The sequence below is a fragment of the Enterobacter cloacae complex sp. IR5441 genome (assembly GCF_049238215.1).
Classification (GTDB): Bacteria; Pseudomonadota; Gammaproteobacteria; order Enterobacterales; family Enterobacteriaceae; genus Enterobacter; species Enterobacter hormaechei_C.
This window is the reverse complement of sequence record NZ_JBMKIA010000006.1, coordinates 63,853-80,393: the sequence shown is the minus strand read 5'-3', so window position 1 is coordinate 80,393 and position 16,541 is coordinate 63,853. Positions and strand designations below refer to the sequence as shown.

Annotated in this window: 19 protein-coding genes and 1 other RNA gene; 11 read left to right on the top strand and 9 right to left on the bottom strand. The window is 55.7% G+C overall.

Features of this window, described 5'->3' with window-relative positions; all coding sequences use genetic code 11:
* The first annotated feature begins 166 nt into the window (after window positions 1–166).
* Window positions 167–694: a YbaY family lipoprotein gene (locus ACOTX5_RS09465; RefSeq protein WP_023296032.1), complete on the top strand. Its 528-nt coding sequence runs from the start codon at window positions 167–169 to the stop codon at window positions 692–694.
* A gap of 37 nt (window positions 695–731) precedes the next feature.
* Here the strand turns inward: ACOTX5_RS09465 and ACOTX5_RS09460 are convergent, their stop codons facing one another.
* Window positions 732–1,043, bottom strand: coding sequence for an MGMT family protein (locus ACOTX5_RS09460; RefSeq protein ID WP_003859016.1), 312 nt, complete (start codon window positions 1,041–1,043; stop codon window positions 732–734).
* Between the two features lie 170 nt (window positions 1,044–1,213).
* On the opposite strand from ACOTX5_RS09460, the gene ffs reads away from it, so the two are divergent.
* From ffs to ACOTX5_RS09445, 3 genes are all read left to right on the top strand, one after another.
* Window positions 1,214–1,310, top strand: an RNA gene (ffs, locus tag ACOTX5_RS09455) — signal recognition particle sRNA small type.
* Between the two features lie 247 nt (window positions 1,311–1,557).
* On the top strand, window positions 1,558–1,809 hold the full coding sequence (locus tag ACOTX5_RS09450; protein WP_006809862.1) for a hypothetical protein: 252 nt from the start codon (window positions 1,558–1,560) through the stop codon (window positions 1,807–1,809).
* Window positions 1,806–2,021 carry a hypothetical protein gene (locus ACOTX5_RS09445; RefSeq protein ID WP_015571263.1) on the top strand — a complete coding sequence of 72 codons (216 nt, stop codon included), beginning with the start codon at window positions 1,806–1,808 and terminating at the stop codon, window positions 2,019–2,021. Before ACOTX5_RS09450 ends, ACOTX5_RS09445 begins: the two co-directional genes overlap by 4 nt.
* A 70-nt stretch (window positions 2,022–2,091) precedes the next feature.
* Here ACOTX5_RS09445 and ACOTX5_RS09440 read toward each other — a convergent pair whose 3' ends face one another.
* A complete protein-coding gene (locus ACOTX5_RS09440; RefSeq protein ID WP_045911106.1) occupies window positions 2,092–3,513 on the bottom strand; it encodes a PLP-dependent aminotransferase family protein in 1,422 nt (473 codons plus the stop codon).
* 84 nt (window positions 3,514–3,597) lie between these two features.
* Here ACOTX5_RS09440 and ACOTX5_RS09435 point away from each other — a divergent pair, with 84 nt between their 5' ends.
* From ACOTX5_RS09435 to ACOTX5_RS09425, 3 genes are all read left to right on the top strand, one after another.
* Window positions 3,598–4,209, top strand: a complete 612-nt coding sequence (locus ACOTX5_RS09435; protein WP_017694403.1) for a YczE/YyaS/YitT family protein — start codon at window positions 3,598–3,600, stop codon at window positions 4,207–4,209.
* 76 nt (window positions 4,210–4,285) lie between these two features.
* The gene (locus ACOTX5_RS09430; RefSeq protein ID WP_015571260.1) at window positions 4,286–5,356 is read left to right on the top strand and encodes a LacI family DNA-binding transcriptional regulator; all 1,071 of its coding nucleotides are present in this window, start codon (window positions 4,286–4,288) and stop codon (window positions 5,354–5,356) included.
* Window positions 5,357–5,459: 103 nt separating this feature from the next.
* Window positions 5,460–8,549, top strand: coding sequence for a beta-galactosidase (locus tag ACOTX5_RS09425; protein WP_045911105.1), 3,090 nt, complete (start codon window positions 5,460–5,462; stop codon window positions 8,547–8,549).
* Between the two features lie 35 nt (window positions 8,550–8,584).
* Here the strand turns inward: ACOTX5_RS09425 and ACOTX5_RS09420 are convergent, their stop codons facing one another.
* A complete protein-coding gene (locus ACOTX5_RS09420) occupies window positions 8,585–9,400 on the bottom strand; it encodes a nickel/cobalt efflux protein RcnA (protein WP_045911104.1) in 816 nt (271 codons plus the stop codon).
* A 134-nt stretch (window positions 9,401–9,534) separates the two neighbouring features.
* Between ACOTX5_RS09420 and ACOTX5_RS09415 the strand changes: the two genes are divergently transcribed.
* Window positions 9,535–9,807: a metal-sensing transcriptional repressor gene (locus ACOTX5_RS09415; protein WP_015571258.1), complete on the top strand. Its 273-nt coding sequence runs from the start codon at window positions 9,535–9,537 to the stop codon at window positions 9,805–9,807.
* Here ACOTX5_RS09415 and ACOTX5_RS09410 read toward each other — a convergent pair.
* Entirely contained in the window at window positions 9,800–11,368 is a 1,569-nt protein-coding gene (locus ACOTX5_RS09410) for an EAL domain-containing protein (RefSeq protein WP_045911103.1), read from the bottom strand. The two genes, ACOTX5_RS09415 and ACOTX5_RS09410, sit on opposite strands and share 8 nt — an antisense overlap.
* 217 nt (window positions 11,369–11,585) lie before the next feature.
* Here ACOTX5_RS09410 and ACOTX5_RS09405 point away from each other — a divergent pair, with 217 nt between their 5' ends.
* Window positions 11,586–11,846 carry a type B 50S ribosomal protein L31 gene (locus ACOTX5_RS09405; RefSeq protein ID WP_015571255.1) on the top strand — a complete coding sequence of 87 codons (261 nt, stop codon included), beginning with the start codon at window positions 11,586–11,588 and terminating at the stop codon, window positions 11,844–11,846.
* A 2-nt stretch (window positions 11,847–11,848) separates the two neighbouring features.
* Complete coding sequence (ykgO, locus tag ACOTX5_RS09400) at window positions 11,849–11,989, top strand: type B 50S ribosomal protein L36 (RefSeq protein ID WP_003859006.1); 141 nt, start codon at window positions 11,849–11,851, stop codon at window positions 11,987–11,989.
* Here ykgO and ACOTX5_RS09395 read toward each other — a convergent pair.
* Window positions 11,986–12,696 carry a GNAT family N-acetyltransferase gene (locus ACOTX5_RS09395; RefSeq protein WP_032670463.1) on the bottom strand — a complete coding sequence of 237 codons (711 nt, stop codon included), beginning with the start codon at window positions 12,694–12,696 and terminating at the stop codon, window positions 11,986–11,988. The genes ykgO and ACOTX5_RS09395 overlap by 4 nt on opposite strands.
* A gap of 101 nt (window positions 12,697–12,797) precedes the next feature.
* On the opposite strand from ACOTX5_RS09395, the gene ACOTX5_RS09390 reads away from it, so the two are divergent.
* The gene (locus ACOTX5_RS09390) at window positions 12,798–14,258 is read left to right on the top strand and encodes a PLP-dependent aminotransferase family protein (protein ID WP_045911102.1); all 1,461 of its coding nucleotides are present in this window, start codon (window positions 12,798–12,800) and stop codon (window positions 14,256–14,258) included.
* Here ACOTX5_RS09390 and ACOTX5_RS09385 read toward each other — a convergent pair.
* The 4 genes from ACOTX5_RS09385 to tomB all read right to left on the bottom strand — a co-directional run bounded on the left by ACOTX5_RS09385 (window position 14,230) and on the right by tomB (window position 16,194).
* Window positions 14,230–14,697: a YlaC family protein gene (locus ACOTX5_RS09385; RefSeq protein WP_023296041.1), complete on the bottom strand. Its 468-nt coding sequence runs from the start codon at window positions 14,695–14,697 to the stop codon at window positions 14,230–14,232. The two genes, ACOTX5_RS09390 and ACOTX5_RS09385, sit on opposite strands and share 29 nt — an antisense overlap.
* Window positions 14,698–14,813: 116 nt before the next feature.
* Window positions 14,814–15,365 (bottom strand): maltose O-acetyltransferase, encoded by a 552-nt coding sequence (gene maa / locus ACOTX5_RS09380; RefSeq protein WP_015571251.1) that lies wholly within the window; start codon window positions 15,363–15,365, stop codon window positions 14,814–14,816.
* Window positions 15,366–15,573: 208 nt separating this feature from the next.
* Window positions 15,574–15,792 carry an HHA domain-containing protein gene (locus ACOTX5_RS09375; RefSeq protein ID WP_015571250.1) on the bottom strand — a complete coding sequence of 73 codons (219 nt, stop codon included), beginning with the start codon at window positions 15,790–15,792 and terminating at the stop codon, window positions 15,574–15,576.
* A 27-nt stretch (window positions 15,793–15,819) separates the two neighbouring features.
* Window positions 15,820–16,194: an Hha toxicity modulator TomB gene (gene tomB, locus ACOTX5_RS09370; RefSeq protein WP_006809850.1), complete on the bottom strand. Its 375-nt coding sequence runs from the start codon at window positions 16,192–16,194 to the stop codon at window positions 15,820–15,822.
* Window positions 16,195–16,541: the final 347 nt, after the last annotated feature.

Genomic DNA, 16,541 nt, shown 5'->3' with positions numbered 1-16,541 from the left:
GAGTATAACCCAGAAATGAAAGTGGTCCGATGGGTAGAATAATCTTAATATCCGGACGAAATTAGGCATAAATCCGTGATTTGTGCCACACTTGTATTCGTTATGTGAATAAAACGACATCAGATGGGATCGATCCCGCTGGTGCATTGATGATAAGGAGACTTCAATGAAACTCGTGCCTATGCTCAGTGGTGTAGCAATTGCGGTAGCGTTGTCCGCCTGTGCTGGTAAGAGTGCCGATGTACCGGTGCCAACAGCAAGCGCAAACGGGATTAACACCCTTTCACAGCAAGCTATTCAGCAGCCAAATGTTTCCGGTACGATCTGGATCAAACAGAAGGTTGCGCTGCCGCCGGATGCGGTTTTAACGGTCACGCTGTCTGATGCTTCCCTGGCGGATGCGCCGTCTAAAGTGCTTGCGCAGCGCGCGGTTCGTACAGAGGGTAAACAGGCGCCGTTCAGCTTTGTGCTGCCGTACAACCCGTCTGACGTGCAACCTAATGCGCGTATCCTCCTGAGCGCGGCGGTAACGATCAACGATAAGCTGGTCTTTATCACCGATACCGTGCAGGAAGCGGTCAACAAAGGCGGCACCAAAATCGACCTGACCCTGGTACCGGTGCAGCAAACTGAAGTGCCTGTTGCAACGCAGACCAATCAGCCGACTCTGCCTACACCGCCAACACAGCTGTAATTCTCTTTCGCCCTCTCCATGTTGACGGGAGAGGGCGTCAGTACTCCCAGCGATACTTCTGCATATCAATTTGTCCTGCCCCGGACACCTGCACCCCTTCTGAAAGTAAAGCCTGACGCTGGCGCTGCAAGTCTGGCCCGGTGAGGGAAATGGCGCCATGGCGATTGACGACCCGGTGCCACGGTAACGTGCTTCCTTCTGGTAGCCTCCTTAGCACGCCGCCTACCTGACGCGCCGCGCGCGGAGAACCCGCCAGCCGGGCGACTTCCCCATAGGTCGTGACACAGCCTTCCGGGATCGAGGCTACGATTTGCCACACTCGCTGTGGGAAAGTGTCATGTTCGTCCATTGTTTCTCCTGCGGGAAATCAGCGAAGGGTAATGTTATACGAAGATAAAGAAGATTGTCGGGGCAGTTTGCGCAATAATCCAGCATCCGGTTGCCAGCGGCTTGCAATTGAGGTGCTCCACAGGGATAATGCGCCAGCGCGTTGGTTATCAACGCTCTCAATGGGGGCTCTGTTGGTTCTCCCGCAACGCTACTCTGTTCACCAGGTCAGGTCCGGAAGGAAGCAGCCAAGGCAGACGACGTGGGTGCCGGGATGTAGCTGGCAGGGCCCCCACCCATTTGAGCTCCTCTCCAGTCGTTCCCCTGAATAAACCTTCTAAATTATGTGACTATTGTATTTTTTGTAATGCAACCTTCATTTAACTGAAATAATAATGTCATAAACCTGTAATAATAGACTGTCATTTTATTTTTCGATGCCTTTATTCTGTCATAAGCTAAAAAATATATATCTGGATAACAAACTTATCTTCGTGTATTAAATTAAACACGTGTTCCGAAAGGATGTGACAATCATGGTTACTGCGGTTTTAAACGTTAAAATTGATGAAGCGCTAAAAGAAAGACTTCGCCACTATGCGGAAGACAATAATGAGAATTTAAGCGTGACCACAGAGAAACTGCTGCTGCTGGCATTTGAAGCAGTAGAAGAGGCGGGAGTATCGGAAGAGGATGTTGATAATCAGCATACGGAAGAAGAGAGCGTAACTCCATTTACTCCTAAAGAAATCAAAGCACTACGTAAACTTCTGAAGAAGAGAAAATGAAACAACAACTATCGACTGCCAGTGACTACAACGAGGCCTGCAATCTGTTACGTTCCGGCTACGTGAAACATGTTCGTCTTGGCTGGAATGTAGGAAGTGATGAGTTCTTTCGTATTGCGTCTGACTGGTGTGATACCGGTGCAAAAATAAAGAAAGAAGGGGATAATTTCATCATTTCGCTGAAAGGCTTCCCGATTCCACCTCAACATTAAATTGTTCTTCATGAAAACTGCTGACTGCATGCGATACAGTCAGCAGTTTTTATTGTTTCTGGCGAATAATTTACACCAGGCTCCGTTTTACTGGCGCTATACTTTTATTTAATGCACGCCACAGCGGTTTGATCCGCAATAATGCCTCTTCAAGTTCTGGCGGACTGAGTGAGAAGGGCATACGCAGGTAGCGGTCAAACGCGCCTGATAGTCCAAAACGCGTGCCGGTGCCCATAATGATGCCTGTCGTTTCGGCGCGTGCCGCCAGCTGTGTCGCCAGCATGCCGGGTAATTCAATCCAGTATGAAAGCCCTCCCTCCGCTTCCTGAAACCGCCATTCGGGGAAATGTTCCCGCAGCATCTGGCCGCAGCGGTCGCGCCGTTCTGCCAGCATTTGCCGCCGGGCAGGCAGGAAGTTTGCACTGTTTTCGATAAGCCACAGCGTGGCCAGCTGTTCCAGCACCGGAGAGCCCAGATCCAGCGTGTCGCGCGTTTGCGCGAGGGTGGCGATAGTGCGTGACGAGGCGCGGATCCAGCCGAGACGCAGCCCACCCCAGAAGCTTTTACCTGCGGAACCCAGCGTCATCACCGTGGCCTCCGGGTTAAAGGCGGCCAGCGGCGGCGGCGGGGGAACATCGAACCAGAGATCGACCATGGTTTCATCCACCACCAGCGTGGTGCGGGTTTGCGCGGCGATGTCGGTTATGGTCTGGCGCGTCGCGGCATCCATGCAACGTCCGGTCGGATTATGAAAATCCGGCATCAGATAGGCCAGACGCGGGGCTGTCTGGGCAAGCGTTGCGGCAAAACCGTCGGTATCCCAGCCCGTTTCAGGCAGCGAGACGCCCACGGGCCGGCATAGCGCCCCCTGAATAGCGGCTATCGCCAGCGGGTAGGTGGGATGATCCACCACCACGCGATCCCCGGGACCGGTCATCATTCTTAAGATCAGGGCGAAGCCGCTGACGGCGCCGTTCACCACCATCACTTCGTCTGCCCGGGTGGGCAGACCGCGTGCGGTGTAGCGGGCGGCGATAGCTTCACGCAGCGCCGGAAGCCCAAGCTGATCGTACCCGGTCAGCGCCAGATTCGGCGTGATGGCCGTCAGCGCGTGGGCGTAGGCCTGGTGGATCTCTGGTCCCGCGTTGAGTGCGGCGGTTGAGAGATCCAGCGCCGCGCTGGCAGTAGAAAGCGTGGGCACGGCGCGGCGGTCTGGCAGGATCGCCCGCGAACCGCTACCGTGACGGCTCTCCAGATAACCCTCTTCCCGCAGATGCGCCAGCGCGCTGCTGATGGTGGTGCGGCTTACGCTCAGAGCGGCGGCCAGTTCCCGCTCTCCGGGCAGGCGCGTGTTTAACGCCAGCCTGCCATCCAGAATTAACAGGCGTAACGCGTCAGCCAGCTGGCGCCACAGCGGGGTGCGGGAAGAGGCTTGCTGCCAGTGCCCTAACAGGCGTACCAGAGACTGGCTTCCAAAACGACGTGATGACATATGCAGTCCACTATTTGAAAACTGGACATTAATCATAGTGCCATTTTCACCGAAGATGGAACCTGGTTCTTCGGAGAAGAGAAAATGGTACGTCGTCTGGTACAACTTTATGTCGGTTTAGGCCTGTACGGGCTTTCAACCGCGATGTTTATTCGTTCGGATCTGGGTGTCGACCCGTGGGATGTCTTTCACCTTGGCGTCGCCATCCAGACCGGGATGAGTATCGGCACGGTGATTATTTTAACCGGGGCCGCGGTGCTGCTGCTGTGGATCCCGCTGCGTCAGCTGCCGGGACTGGGTACTATCAGTAATGTGATTTGTATTGGTCTGGCGGCCGATGCGTCAATGGCGCTGATCCCTGAGCTCACCTCGCTGCCCGTGCGCATCACCCTGCTGGTTTCCGGCATTGTGGTTAACGCCCTTGCCACCGGGATGTATATCGGCGCGGGTTTTGGCGCAGGACCGCGCGACGGTCTGATGACCGGCATACATACCCGGCTGGGCTGGTCGATCCGCAGCGTGCGTACCGCGATCGAGGTGACCGTGTTGATCGTCGGCTACCTCCTCGGGGGAGCGTTTGGCGTTGGAACCGTACTGTATGCATTAACCATCGGCCCGCTGATCCAGCTCTGTTTGCCGTGGTTTCGGCAGAGACCGCGCATTCAGAAAGCCGCGCGGCCGGAGCGGATTGTTTAATTTTGCGAAGCGCTCACAGGCTATGATGGCGTAACTGTGTCAGAATAGAGACTTCTCTTTTACGACGCCAGAATGTATGAAAGCGATCACTCTTTATGACGTTGCCCGCGTGGCGGGCGTTTCCTATCAGACCGTTTCCCGGGTGATTAACGACGCAGAACACGTTTCTGCCCGTACGCGGGAAAAGGTCCGGCAGGCCATGGCGGCGCTACACTATGTGCCTAACCGTGGCGCGCAGCAGCTGGCCGGGAAACGTACCCGCACGCTGGGGCTGATGACCAGCGATCTGGCGCTGCATGCGCCGTCGCAAATCGCCTCAGCTGTAAAATCCCGGGCAGTGGAGCAGGGGGCTAGCGTACTCATCTCCATGGTGGAGCAACCCGCGCAGTGTCAGGCTGCTTTGCAGGAATTACTGGCGCAGCGCGTGGAGGCGCTGCTGGTGAACGTTCCGCTGGAAGATGCACAGGCAGAAATGCTTCAGGAAATGGCCTCGCCGACCCCGGTTCTTTTTCTCGATGTTTCCCCCACAGCTCGGGTTAACAGCCTTGTTTTCAATGCCGAACAGGGCGCTGGCCTGGGGGCAGAGCATCTGCTTTCGCTGGGGCACCAGCGAATTGCGCTGCTCGCCGGGCCGGAAAGTTCTGTCTCTGCCCGGGCTCGTCTGGCGGGATGGAAAACCACGCTGGCCCGGGCCGGCGTGGAGGCGTTTGCGGTGGCGCAGGGCGACTGGAGCGCGGCCTCGGGCTATGAGAAAGGGCATCAGCTCCTGGCGGGCGCGCAGCTGCCGGAGGCGATCCTCGTCGCTAACGATCAGATGGCGCTTGGCGTTTTACGCGCCTGTGCGGAAAAAGGCGTTGCGGTACCGGGGCAGATCTCGGTTGTCGGGTTTGATGATACGGCTGACAGCGCGTGGTTTTCACCTCCGCTCACCACCGTTCGGCAGGCGTTCCGCGAGGCCGGTGAGCGCAGCGTGGAGTGGCTGATGGCACCTGACCATCACGACGAATGCTGGCAGGAACAACTTCCCGTTACGTTGATAGTACGTCATTCCACCGCGCCGCGCGCCGCACAGCAGGCCGATCGTGAAGATCTGGCGCAACAGCTCAGAACTCTGGCGCTGCTGGCGGAGAAGCTGGCGCGCAGCTAGCACTTTTGTGATCGTGCTCGCCTGGTGACGATCAAAGTCTTTACCGCCACCGTTTACCAGGGCATGTTGGCTAAAATTGTGAGCGCTTCGCAAAGAGGTTGATATGTCTTCTACATTGCCGCTGACCCTCAGCGCACTTCTGGCGCGTCGTGACTGGGAAAACCCGGGCGTGACGCAGTGGAATCGTCTGGCTACACACGCGCCTTTTCATAGCTGGCGCGATGAAACCTTCGCCCGCGAGGATAAACTTTCGCTAAGCAAGCATCTGCTTAACGGCGTCTGGCGATTCAGCTTTTTCCCGGCGCCAGAGCAGGTTCCCGAGGCATGGATAACGGACGATCTGGCTGACGCCGTTGGGATGCCCGTGCCGTCGAACTGGCAGATGGAGGGATTTGATACTCCCATCTATACCAACGTCACCTATCCGATAAATGTGAACCCGCCGTATGTTCCGGCTGAAAACCCAACCGGTTGTTACTCGCTCACATTTGAGATGAATGACGCCTGGCTATGCAGCGGGCAAACCCGCATTATTTTTGACGGGGTGAATTCAGCTTTTCATCTGTGGTGTAACGGCCAGTGGGTGGGCTATTCGCAGGACAGCCGTCTGCCTGCGGAGTTCGATCTTAGCGCGGTGCTGCGACCGGGGCAGAACCGTCTGGCGGTGATGGTGTTACGCTGGTGCGACGGAAGCTACCTGGAAGATCAGGACATGTGGCGGATGAGCGGCATTTTCCGTGACGTCTCGCTGCTGCACAAGCCGGAAACGCGAATTGCCGATTATCAGATCGTGACCGATCTGAATGCCGAATGCGATCGGGCGATACTCCGGGTTGACGTTGCGCTGGAAGGCTCACGCTACGCCGAATGCGAGGTGGCGTTTACCCTGTGGCGTAACGGCGAAGCCTGCGCGCAAACCACGCAGCAGCCCGGATCGGCCATCGTGGACGAACGCGGCAGTTGGGCAGAACGGATCACGGTGGCGATCCCCGTGAACGCTCCCGCGCTGTGGAGCGCTGAAACACCGGAATGCTATCGGCTGACAATGTCGCTTCGGGATGCGCAGGGTAACGTGCTGGAAACTGAAGCCTGCGATGTCGGTTTCAGACGCGTCGAAATCAGCAACGGCCTGCTGAAGCTTAACGGCAAACCGCTGCTGATCCGCGGCGTGAACCGTCACGAACATCATCCTGAGAAGGGGCAGGTGATGGATGAGGCGACCATGCGCCGCGACATCGAACTGATGAAGCAGCATAACTTCAACGCCGTGCGCTGCTCGCATTATCCGAACCATCCTCTGTGGTACACGCTTTGCGATCGCTACGGCCTGTACGTGGTCGATGAGGCGAATATTGAAACCCACGGCATGGTGCCGATGAGCCGCCTGGCGGACGATCCGCGCTGGCTGCCTGCCATGAGCGAACGCGTAACGCGTATGGTGCAGCGGGACCGGAATCATCCGTCCATCATCATCTGGTCCCTGGGGAATGAGTCCGGGCATGGGGCGAATCACGATGCGCTGTACCGCTGGCTGAAAACCGCCGATCCCACGCGGCCGGTGCAGTACGAAGGCGGTGGCGCCAGTACGGCCGCTACCGATATTGTCTGCCCGATGTATGCCCGCGTCGATCAGGATCAGCCATTCCCGGCGGTGCCAAAGTGGTCGATTAAAAAGTGGATCGGCATGCCGGACGAAACCCGTCCGCTGATCCTGTGCGAGTATGCTCACGCGATGGGCAACAGCTTTGGCGGCTTTGCCAGCTACTGGCAGGCATTCCGCAGCCATCCCCGGTTGCAGGGCGGATTTGTCTGGGACTGGGTCGATCAGGCGCTGACGAAAAAAGCGGAAGACGGCACGGCATTCTGGGCCTACGGCGGCGATTTTGGCGATAAGCCCAACGACCGTCAGTTCTGCCTCAACGGGCTGGTGTTTCCCGATCGCACTCCGCACCCCGCCCTTTACGAGGCGCAGCGTGCCCAGCAGTTCTTTACCTTTACGCTGGTGAGCACCGTTCCGCTGGTCGTCGATATCCAGAGCGATTATCTGTTCCGTCATACTGACAACGAGCATCTGCGATGGTCAGTGGCGCGTGACGGTGCGGTATTGGCTTCCGGCGAAACACCCCTTTCTATTGCGCCTCAGGAGACGCAGCGCGTTGAGATCCCGCTGCCTGAGCTTGATGCTGAGCCGGGCGAGGTCTGGCTCAACGTGGAGATCGTTCAGCCGCAGGCCACGCCGTGGTCGCCGCCCGGCCACCGTTGTGCCTGGGATCAGTGGCCACTCCCGGCTCCGCTGTACCTTGCGCCACCGAAAGCAGGCGGAACCCCTCCGCAGCTAACGGTGCAGGACGAGGCGCTGGACATTACTCATCAGCAGCAGCGCTGGCAGTTCAGCCGTCTCACCGGAAACCTGGCCCAGTGGTGGAACGAGGGCGCTGAAACGCTCCGTTCCCCGCTAACGGATAACTTCACCCGCGCGCCGCTGGACAATGACATTGGCGTCAGCGAGGCGACCCGCATCGATCCGAACGCGTGGGTGGAACGCTGGAAAGCGGCAGGGATGTATGGGATGTCCGCGCGCCTCCTCCAGTGTGAAGCGGAGCAGCATGCCCGTGAGGTGGTGGTGACCACGCAGCACGTGTGGGAGCATCAGGGTAAAGCGCTGTTTATCAGCTGCAAGCTCTGGCGGATTGATGACCACGGGGTGCTGCACGGTGATGTGCAGGTGACGGTGGCGTCTGACATTCCTGAGCCCGCTCGCGTGGGCCTGAGCGTTATGCTGGCGGATATCCCGGAAACGGTGCGCTGGCTGGGGCTAGGCCCGCTGGAGAACTATCCGGACAGAAAACTGGCGGCGCAGCAGGGGCGCTGGGCGTTACCGCTGGAAGAGATGCAGACGCCGTATATCTTCCCGACGGAGAACGGTTTGCGCTGCGACACCCGCGAGCTGACGTTTGGCTCCCATCAGTTGCAGGGACAGTTCCATTTCTCCCTGAGCCGTTATAGCCAGCGGCAGCTGCATGAGACAACGCATCAGCATTTTCTGCGGGAAGAGGCTGGCTGCTGGTTGAATCTTGATGCGTTTCACATGGGCGTAGGGGGGGACGACTCATGGAGCCCGAGCGTAGCCCCGGCCTTCATTCTGCAAAACCGCCGGCTGCGCTTCACGTTTAGCTGGCAGCAGAACGGCTGAGCCGACACGTGCGGCCACAACCGTGGCCGCAATGCTTATCTCAGGATCCCGCTTGCGCCGTGAATGCTCATATAAATCCCGACTACCGCGATCAGTGCCGCTGAGATCCACGGCGCCTTGCGCGAAAAGGCGCTAAAGCCGGGCCAGCGCTTCGCCGCATGTTTCATGCTTAATGCGGCAATTGCGCCAGAGGCGACGAGAGTGAGCGCCAGTCCGATACTGAAACTGAACACCAGCGTGGCGCCGAGCGCGAAATGTTTCAGTTGCAGGCAGATCAGCAGCACCGTAATGGAGGCCGGACAGGGGATAAGCCCACCGGTCAGGCCGAATAGCGCGATTTGCCCGGTGGTGACCTCTTTACCGTTGAAGCGTCGGTTAATGTCCTGGGCGTGTGCGCGCTGGTGGGCATCCTGCCACTCCTCTTCAACCAGAGGAGACGTGTGGTCGTGATGATGCGCGTGGTCGTGATGATCATGATGGTGATGATGATCATCATGGTGGTGATGCGGCTGGCTCTCCTGCCAGGTTCGCCACGCCATCCACAGGGCGATCAACACGATCAGAACCCCGGAAATCAACTGAAACCAGGGCTCAGAAGTATCTGCATCCCATCCCCGACCAAACCATAATCCCGCCATCGCAATGATCCAGACGACCGCCGTATGAGACAGCGTTGCGGACAACCCAAGCAACACAGCCTGTTTCAGCGTACCGCGGATCGCCACAATGAAAGCCGCCATCATTGTTTTTGAATGGCCTGGCTCGAGGCCGTGGAGCGCGCCAAGCAGGATGGCGCTGGGGACAAACAGCCAGGCGTTACCCTGCTGAAGAAGAGAAGAAAAAGCGTTCATTGAACATTCCGGGGTGGAAAACATGCCGAGAATACTACTCCCCCCCAGTAGTATAATACTACCCCCCAGTAGAAAAATACCCAGGGGGAGTAGAGCGTGATATGCTTTTTACGCCACCAAAGAGGAGCTAAGCGATGTCACACACGGTTCGTGATAAAAAGAAGTTATTGACCCGCCTGAAAAAAATTCAGGGGCAGAGCGCTGCGCTGGAAAAAATGCTTAACAGCGATCATGAATGCGCCGAGGTGTTACAGCAGCTGGCGGCGATCAGGGGTGCGGTAAACGGCATGATGATGCAAGTGATTGAGGGACATTTAACCGATCACGTGGTGAAAGAGCCAGAGGAAGCGCAGCGCGAGGCCGATCTCGGGGTCGTGATGCAGGTGATCAAATCGTACCTTAAGTAATGTGCTTCTCCAGATTGTGCCCGGCCCAGAGAATGAAATCCTCTTTAGGCAGCGCCTTGCTGAAATACCAGCCCTGGCCGTACTGCACGCCGTGGCGATGCAACCATTCAATCTGCCCTTCAGTTTCAATGCCTTCTGCGACCATCGCCAGTTTAAGCGATTTGGCCATTTCGATGATGTGGGGAGTCACGTTCTTGTACTCCAGCGCATCCACAAAGGATTTATCAATCTTCAGGGTATCGACATCCAGATCCTGCAAATAGCTCAGGCTGGAGTAACCCGTACCAAAATCATCAATGTAGATAGCGTGCCCGGCGCGGCGAAACGCAGCGATGGCAGGCACGCTGACGGCGGGATCGGCAAAACCGCGCTCGGTTAATTCAAGGGCGATCTGGCGCGGGTGGACGCCCCATTTGTTGAGCAACTGACTCAGCTGGCGAGGCAGCTCGGGGGACGTTAAATCCGATGGCGCAAGGTTGACAGAAATGTGCAGTTCCGGGTGATGATGCAGCCAGGCGCCTAAATCCTCAAACACCTTATTTACCACCAGCTGCGTCAGCGTTGAAATAAGCCCCGTCTGCTCAGCCAGCGGCACAAAGAGATTGGGCGACAGGTGACTGCCATCTGGCTGCGGCCAGCGCATCAGCGCTTCAGCACCCACCAGTTTTCCACTGCACAGCGCCACGATGGGCTGATAGTAAACCTCGATCTCCCGGTTGTTGATTGCGTCGATCAGGCGGTTACGCGGGGATAACAAACGGCGGAGGATGCGCAGGACAATAAGGGCAGCAGCCAGGCTTAGCAAGATGCCAGCCGGTAGCCAGATGATCAGCTGCTGGTGCCAGGATTCCGCCAGCGGTTTTAACGACGCCCACGCGATCACCATAAAACCCAGTTCGGGTACAGGTTTCAACACGTACATCGAGCCGTTGTATTGTACGCGCGTAACGTCCTGCTGCTCCTTAACGACAGAAAGAATATACGGGTCGACAATATTGCTTCTGGCAAATATCCGATGGGTTTCGCTGCCCACCAGGGCGGCATCCATCGAAATATCACCGAAAGGGACAACATCCACAAGCGAGGCCGGATCAACCATCACCAGATAATGTCCTTTCCCCAGAACGGCCATATAACGGTGAATGCCGAGGTCGTTTTGTGAGGTGAGCCACGCGCTATACCCGTCTGCGGTGATCCGCATCGGGGGCGGTAAGATCGCCGTATTACTGGATTGTTCCAGGGATGAGCAGAGCGGCTTCAGGTTATCGGTATACATCACTTCCTGAATATAGCGCCAGGAGAACGCGACCCGGCGCATTTCGCGTAAATGCGGGGGAGTGCAGGGTGGGGCGTGGAATGTCTGTAGGTGCGTGAGCGCCTGTTTTGCCTGCGCAACGACTCTGTCGGTACGGATCAGGACGCGCGAGGCATAGCTGTCCAGAGCGTCCACAAATTTATCCTCTGCCTGACGATGCGCCAGCCAGATACTGAGGCACACAGGGACCAGCACAGAGAAGATCAGTATGCCTGTTACCAGGCTGACCAGATGTCGGGTTCGCATGCTGCTTTATCCTTTCCATATGCCCACCTTGGGCCTGGAGTTTGCGCGCCAGAAGAAAAAGTTTTTTATCGCTAAATGATAAAGTTATAGCATGTGACAGTCTCAGGCAGGTATCTGAATCAACCTTTCAAAAACAGGCTGTGCGTCACAGGGGTTGTTTTTGCAGTAAAGCTCAGATAGTATTTTGTTATGTTATAACAATACATGAAGGCCAGAGATGAAACCGAATATCCATCCAACCTATCGCACCGTTGTGTTTCACGACACCACGGCGAATGAATACTTTAAAGTCGGCTCAACAATTAAGACAGACCGTGAAATTGAGCTTGAGGGGAAAACGTATCCCTACGTTACCCTTGATGTCTCCTCTAAATCACATCCGTTTTATACCGGGAAGCAGAAGACCTTCTCGACGGATGGCAGCGCGGCACGCTTCCGCAAGCGTTTTGGTGGCTTTCTTGATGCGAAGCGAGGCTAATCATGCAGGTGCTGAACTCATTGCGCAGTGCAAAACAGCGTCACCCGGATTGCCAGATAGTCAAACGCAAGGGACGCTTATACGTGATCTGCAAATCTAACCCGCGCTTTAAGGCGGTGCAGGGACGTAAAAAAAGACGCTAAACGCGCGTCTCTCGCCAGCTTTCCAGGGAGCTTTTCTGTTTGCCATCGGCGGTAAAATTGTCGGTGGCAAGCCAGCTTTCAAACGCGCTCGCCAGCGCTGGCCACTCTTTGTCGAGAATTGAAAACCAGTCGGTGTCCCGGTTTCGGCCTTTAATGACCAGCGCCTGGCGAAAACGCCCTTCAAACTGAAAGCCCAGACGCAGAGCCGCTTTGCGGGATGGTTCGTTCAGGCTGTTGCACTTCCATTCATAACGCCGGTAGCCCAGGGTATCGAACACGTACCGCATCAGCAGATACTGCGCTTCTGTCGACATGGGCGTGCGACTTAACAGTGACGAGAAGTGAACATGTCCCACTTCCACAACGCCGTTTTTAGGATCGATCCGCATCAGGGACAGCGTCCCGACAGGAGACTGGGTCTGGTTATCGATAACGGTAAAGTGGATGGGATCGGCTAATTCGCTCACGCTCGCCACCCATTCGGCAAACTCCTCTGCGGTGGCATCGGGTTCACGCAGCAGCCACGTCCAGCTTCGGGTATCTCCGGCCAGGGAATACGCAGAGAACAACGCCGGGGCATGCTCCACGCGCAGCGGCTCAAGCCGACAATAGCGACCCTGAAGTATCACCCGGGACGGGTGCGGGCGAGGCTGCCAGTCGAAAAGGCTTTCACCTACAGGTTGTCCAAACTCATTGAATGTATTCATCTTTATTCCCGTCACATTGAAAAGATCTCCAGATTAATGAATTGCTGGTTCCTTAAAAAGAACCACCAGGCTATGTTTTTCTGGTACCACGAGGAGGAAAGATGAATATACCGGGTGATGAGCTTTACACCTTGATCCATGCTGCGCTGAAAAAACGTGGGGAAGAGACGCTCCAGCGTGCGCTCTATCTTGCTTTGCGGGAGGCCATACTGTGCGGAAGGCTTCGGTCCGGCAGCCATTTGCCCGGCTCACGAACGCTGGCGCAGCAGCTCTCGGTGTCCCGAAATACCGTCAACGCGGCGCTGGACCAGCTCACGCTCGAAGGTTATTTGCTGCGTAGCCGCCAGGGTACGCGGGTGGGGCAATTCGCTCCTCGGACGATTGCCCGGACATTACCGGACCCGGACGTCAGGCTGACAAAACGTGTCGCCCTGCTGCCCGCGCCTGTGCCGCGCGACACTCCGGTGATGGCGTTTACGCCGGGAACGCCTGCCATCAACTATTTCCCCTTGCCGCTGTGGCGGCGGTTGTACGATCGCGTCCTGCGCGAGGAGGGAAGCGCCCTGTTAGGGTATGGCGACCCGGCCGGCGAGCCGACGCTGCGGGCCGCCATTGCCCGCCATCTTGCGCTCTCCCGCGGCATTGACTGTGACGCCAGCCAGATAGTGATAACCGAAGGTGCGCTGGAGGGCGTCAATCTCTGCACGATGCTGTTAAGCGAGCCGGGGGATGTCGCCTGGGTGGAAAATCCCGGCTATAGCGGCGCCAAAAGCGCTTTTGTCAAAACCGGCCTGGCGATGACCGGCATACCGGTGGATGACGAGGGGATGTGCTGGGAAGGGCTGTGCGCGCCTTCACCCACGCTGATTTTTACTTCGCCATCGCATCAGTTCCCTTACGGAAGCGTGCTCAGCGCGCGGCGGCGTCTGGCGCTGCTGGAACTGGCCCGGCAGCACAGCGCGTGGATCATTGAGGACGATTACGACAGCGAATTTCGTTATACCGGTGAGCCCGTCCCGGCGATGCTGGGCATGGTCAACAATGCGCCCGTTGTGTATCTGGGGACGTTCAGCAAAACGCTGTTTCCATCGCTCCGGATGGGGTTCATGGTGTTACCGCCAGCGCTGGCGAAGGCGGCGCGTCCGGCCATCGGCTCGCTGCTGCGCGGCGGGCATCGCGCTGAACAGCGCACCCTGGCGCTGTTTATTGAGGAAGGCCACTATGCACGACATCTTGCCGCCATGCGCCGCCTTTATCGTAAGCGTTACCGCCAGCTGCGGGAGGTGCTGAGCGCAGAGCTTCATACGCCGCACCGTGTTCTTGCCGGGGAAGGGGGAATGCACCTGACGCTGGCGATTGACGGTATCGACGACCAGCGGCTGGTGGAGCAGGCGAGAGCGTTTCAGCTGGCACCCGCTGCGCTGAGCGGGTATTACCTTGAGACGAAGCAGGGGCAAACCGGTCTGGTTTTAGGTTACGGTAATACCTCTGCTTCGCAGTTTGCGCCGGGCATCCGACGTCTTCAGGCGCTCATTACACAGCAGTGGGGCGGGAAAGGGTAAAGACATCATAAAAAGAGAGCTGGCCCTTAGTGATGACCATTTTCTGCAACTTCTCTTTTTGCCCGGCTTCGACGGCCGGCGAGAGCAGGATATTGTCGATCAGCTCCTTCGGCACGTAACGCGTGTTGTACCACTCCCCGTTGTAGCACACGCGGAAATCGAGTACGTCGATATCTTCATACCGGTAACGCGGATTGACGTCGAAAAAGAAAAACGCGTTAAACACCACGAACAGCACAACCAGTAGCCAGACGGAATCGACCAGTGTTTCAGACTTCAGCATGACGATAAGCGTTGCCAGCCAGGCGGCGTACATGGCGACGAACAATCCGGGGTGTTTGCGAATAAAGCTGATGCTAAAGCGCGGGCGATTGTCGCGCTTTTCGCGGGTATTGAGATCGTCGATGGTGGCGGTAAGCAGGCGCTGTATCTCTGTCATTTTTTGCCTTTATGATTGTTAAAAATACAGGTGATCTGCCTATTTTATGAGAGGGGTTTATGCGATGAAAGTAACAGTTATGCCAGGAAAAAGCATAACAGTTACTCAGGATGCACTTAGATCATTTTAATGATTTTCGCCGGATTCCCGCCCACTACCGCATTGGCCGGCACGTCTTTGGTCACTACCGCGCCGGAAGCGATAACCGCATTATCGCCAATGGTCACGCCTGGATTAATCACCGCGCGTCCGCCGATCCAGACATTATCACCAATGGTGACCGGTTTACCGTACTCCAGCCCGCTGTTACGTTCGGTCGCATCCAGAGGATGCGTGGCCGTATAAATGTGCACTCCCGGCGCAAGCATACAGTTATCGCCAATGCGGACAGGGCAGACGTCCAGCATGACGCAATCGAAGTTAGCGTAAAAATTGTTGCCCAGATAGATGTTATACCCGTAGTCGCAGCGGAAGCTTGGCTCTATATAGGCACCTTCGCTTTGACCCAGCAGGTCAGCTAATAAGGCGCGACGTTCGGCCTTCTCATCGGGTGCGGTATGGTTATAGCGGTGAACAAGATGACGCGCGCGTAAACGGTCAGCCCTCAGCGTGTCATCGCCAGGGCGGTAATATTCACCTGCAATCATCTTCTGTTTTTCTTCACTCATGGGAACCTCTCTGGAATCGTTTTACGCAGCGTAAAGAGGATTAACCAGAAAGGGAACGTTCCCTAAAAGTGGCTGTGACGGGAGTCACAACATTCTTGCGCATAAATACGTTTTATACGGGAACCTGGCGTTTGCATTTGAAGCGTAATTCGAAAGGTAAATTCAGCTTAACAACGGGCGTAATGCCTTTACAGTCTCTCTTCAACGATTAACGAACAAATTTCCACACCGAAGAGGGGATCTTGTCATACAGTTTATTCATGGTCAGCTCAGCAAGACGATGGTCGGCAGCTGAATAAAATACCGCCAGTTCATTATCAGACAGCTCGTATTTATTTTTCTCAATAACTCGTTCAAGGGTGTCAATTGACTGGCAGCGTCGCAGGCGCATCAAATAATCGACTTTTGTTAATGGTTTATCAGACATAAATTCACCTTAGTAATTGTAATAATTTTAACAGGAAAGACTAACCGGATTAGCTCTGCTGACATTAGTGAAGCAGCGAAATAGACGGTTTCCTGATTTACGCCATTTCTGCAAATCCTGTGCGTTAATGCCGTAGCTGCTGAACAACATAAAGGTGTCGTCCAGGTATTCATCAATTTGCTCTATCAACTTATTATCTTCATTGTACTTAATTTTATAATTAAGTGCGAAGGTGGCGATATGCTCGATCAGCTCGTTGAGCTGTAAATTGATAGCAGACGTTGGATCGTTCACCCAGCCATGGTTACTTTCTTCAAGATTGGCAAGGCAGTCATGGTACAAGGATTCGCAGAGAAATTTCAACTGCGCGATATCATGCCTTTTTGGCGAGTACTCGTCCATAGCGCATCCCCTTCTGAGTGATTTTTTACTCACCGAACATCATGTCGGGATGGATACAACTTGCTTAGCCACACGGGAGCTGTGTTCCTGATAACTCTAACTATAAGCCACTCTGATCAAGATTTCACCGCGCTATTACGAAAAATTACAATTAAATCGTTACTGTTCGAGCCTTTACGCAAATCTACCTTTTGCAGCGAACGCGTTAATCAATAAAAAAAGCCGATTTTTATCGGTTCCTTAGAATTCATTGAGTTAGCGCAAAGTTTCATATGAAGTCCGAAACCAGATATCTTCAGATATTTTCCATTGCTTAGGAATAGTCCGAATAATTTACGTCACGAAAT

Bases quoted from the DNA above. Each gene is read 5' to 3' on its own strand.
- ACOTX5_RS09460 (WP_003859016.1), bottom strand. From the start codon at position 1,043: ATGGACGAACATGACACTTTCCCACAGCGAGTGTGGCAAATCGTAGCC.
- ACOTX5_RS09385 (WP_023296041.1), bottom strand. From the start codon at position 14,697: ATGACAGAGATACAGCGCCTGCTTACCGCCACCATCGACGATCTCAAT.
- ACOTX5_RS09415 (WP_015571258.1), top strand. From the start codon at position 9,535: ATGTCACACACGGTTCGTGATAAAAAGAAGTTATTGACCCGCCTGAAA.
- ACOTX5_RS09405 (WP_015571255.1), top strand. From the start codon at position 11,586: ATGAAACCGAATATCCATCCAACCTATCGCACCGTTGTGTTTCACGAC.
- ACOTX5_RS09425 (WP_045911105.1), top strand. From the start codon at position 5,460: ATGTCTTCTACATTGCCGCTGACCCTCAGCGCACTTCTGGCGCGTCGT.
- ACOTX5_RS09450 (WP_006809862.1), top strand. From the start codon at position 1,558: ATGGTTACTGCGGTTTTAAACGTTAAAATTGATGAAGCGCTAAAAGAA.
- ACOTX5_RS09410 (WP_045911103.1), bottom strand. From the start codon at position 11,368: ATGCGAACCCGACATCTGGTCAGCCTGGTAACAGGCATACTGATCTTC.
- ACOTX5_RS09445 (WP_015571263.1), top strand. From the start codon at position 1,806: ATGAAACAACAACTATCGACTGCCAGTGACTACAACGAGGCCTGCAAT.
- ykgO (WP_003859006.1), top strand. From the start codon at position 11,849: ATGCAGGTGCTGAACTCATTGCGCAGTGCAAAACAGCGTCACCCGGAT.
- ACOTX5_RS09420 (WP_045911104.1), bottom strand. From the start codon at position 9,400: ATGAACGCTTTTTCTTCTCTTCTTCAGCAGGGTAACGCCTGGCTGTTT.
- ACOTX5_RS09435 (WP_017694403.1), top strand. From the start codon at position 3,598: ATGGTACGTCGTCTGGTACAACTTTATGTCGGTTTAGGCCTGTACGGG.
- ACOTX5_RS09440 (WP_045911106.1), bottom strand. From the start codon at position 3,513: ATGTCATCACGTCGTTTTGGAAGCCAGTCTCTGGTACGCCTGTTAGGG.
- ACOTX5_RS09430 (WP_015571260.1), top strand. From the start codon at position 4,286: ATGAAAGCGATCACTCTTTATGACGTTGCCCGCGTGGCGGGCGTTTCC.
- ACOTX5_RS09390 (WP_045911102.1), top strand. From the start codon at position 12,798: ATGAATATACCGGGTGATGAGCTTTACACCTTGATCCATGCTGCGCTG.
- ACOTX5_RS09465 (WP_023296032.1), top strand. From the start codon at position 167: ATGAAACTCGTGCCTATGCTCAGTGGTGTAGCAATTGCGGTAGCGTTG.
- ACOTX5_RS09375 (WP_015571250.1), bottom strand. From the start codon at position 15,792: ATGTCTGATAAACCATTAACAAAAGTCGATTATTTGATGCGCCTGCGA.
- ACOTX5_RS09395 (WP_032670463.1), bottom strand. From the start codon at position 12,696: ATGAATACATTCAATGAGTTTGGACAACCTGTAGGTGAAAGCCTTTTC.
- tomB (WP_006809850.1), bottom strand. From the start codon at position 16,194: ATGGACGAGTACTCGCCAAAAAGGCATGATATCGCGCAGTTGAAATTT.
- maa (WP_015571251.1), bottom strand. From the start codon at position 15,365: ATGAGTGAAGAAAAACAGAAGATGATTGCAGGTGAATATTACCGCCCT.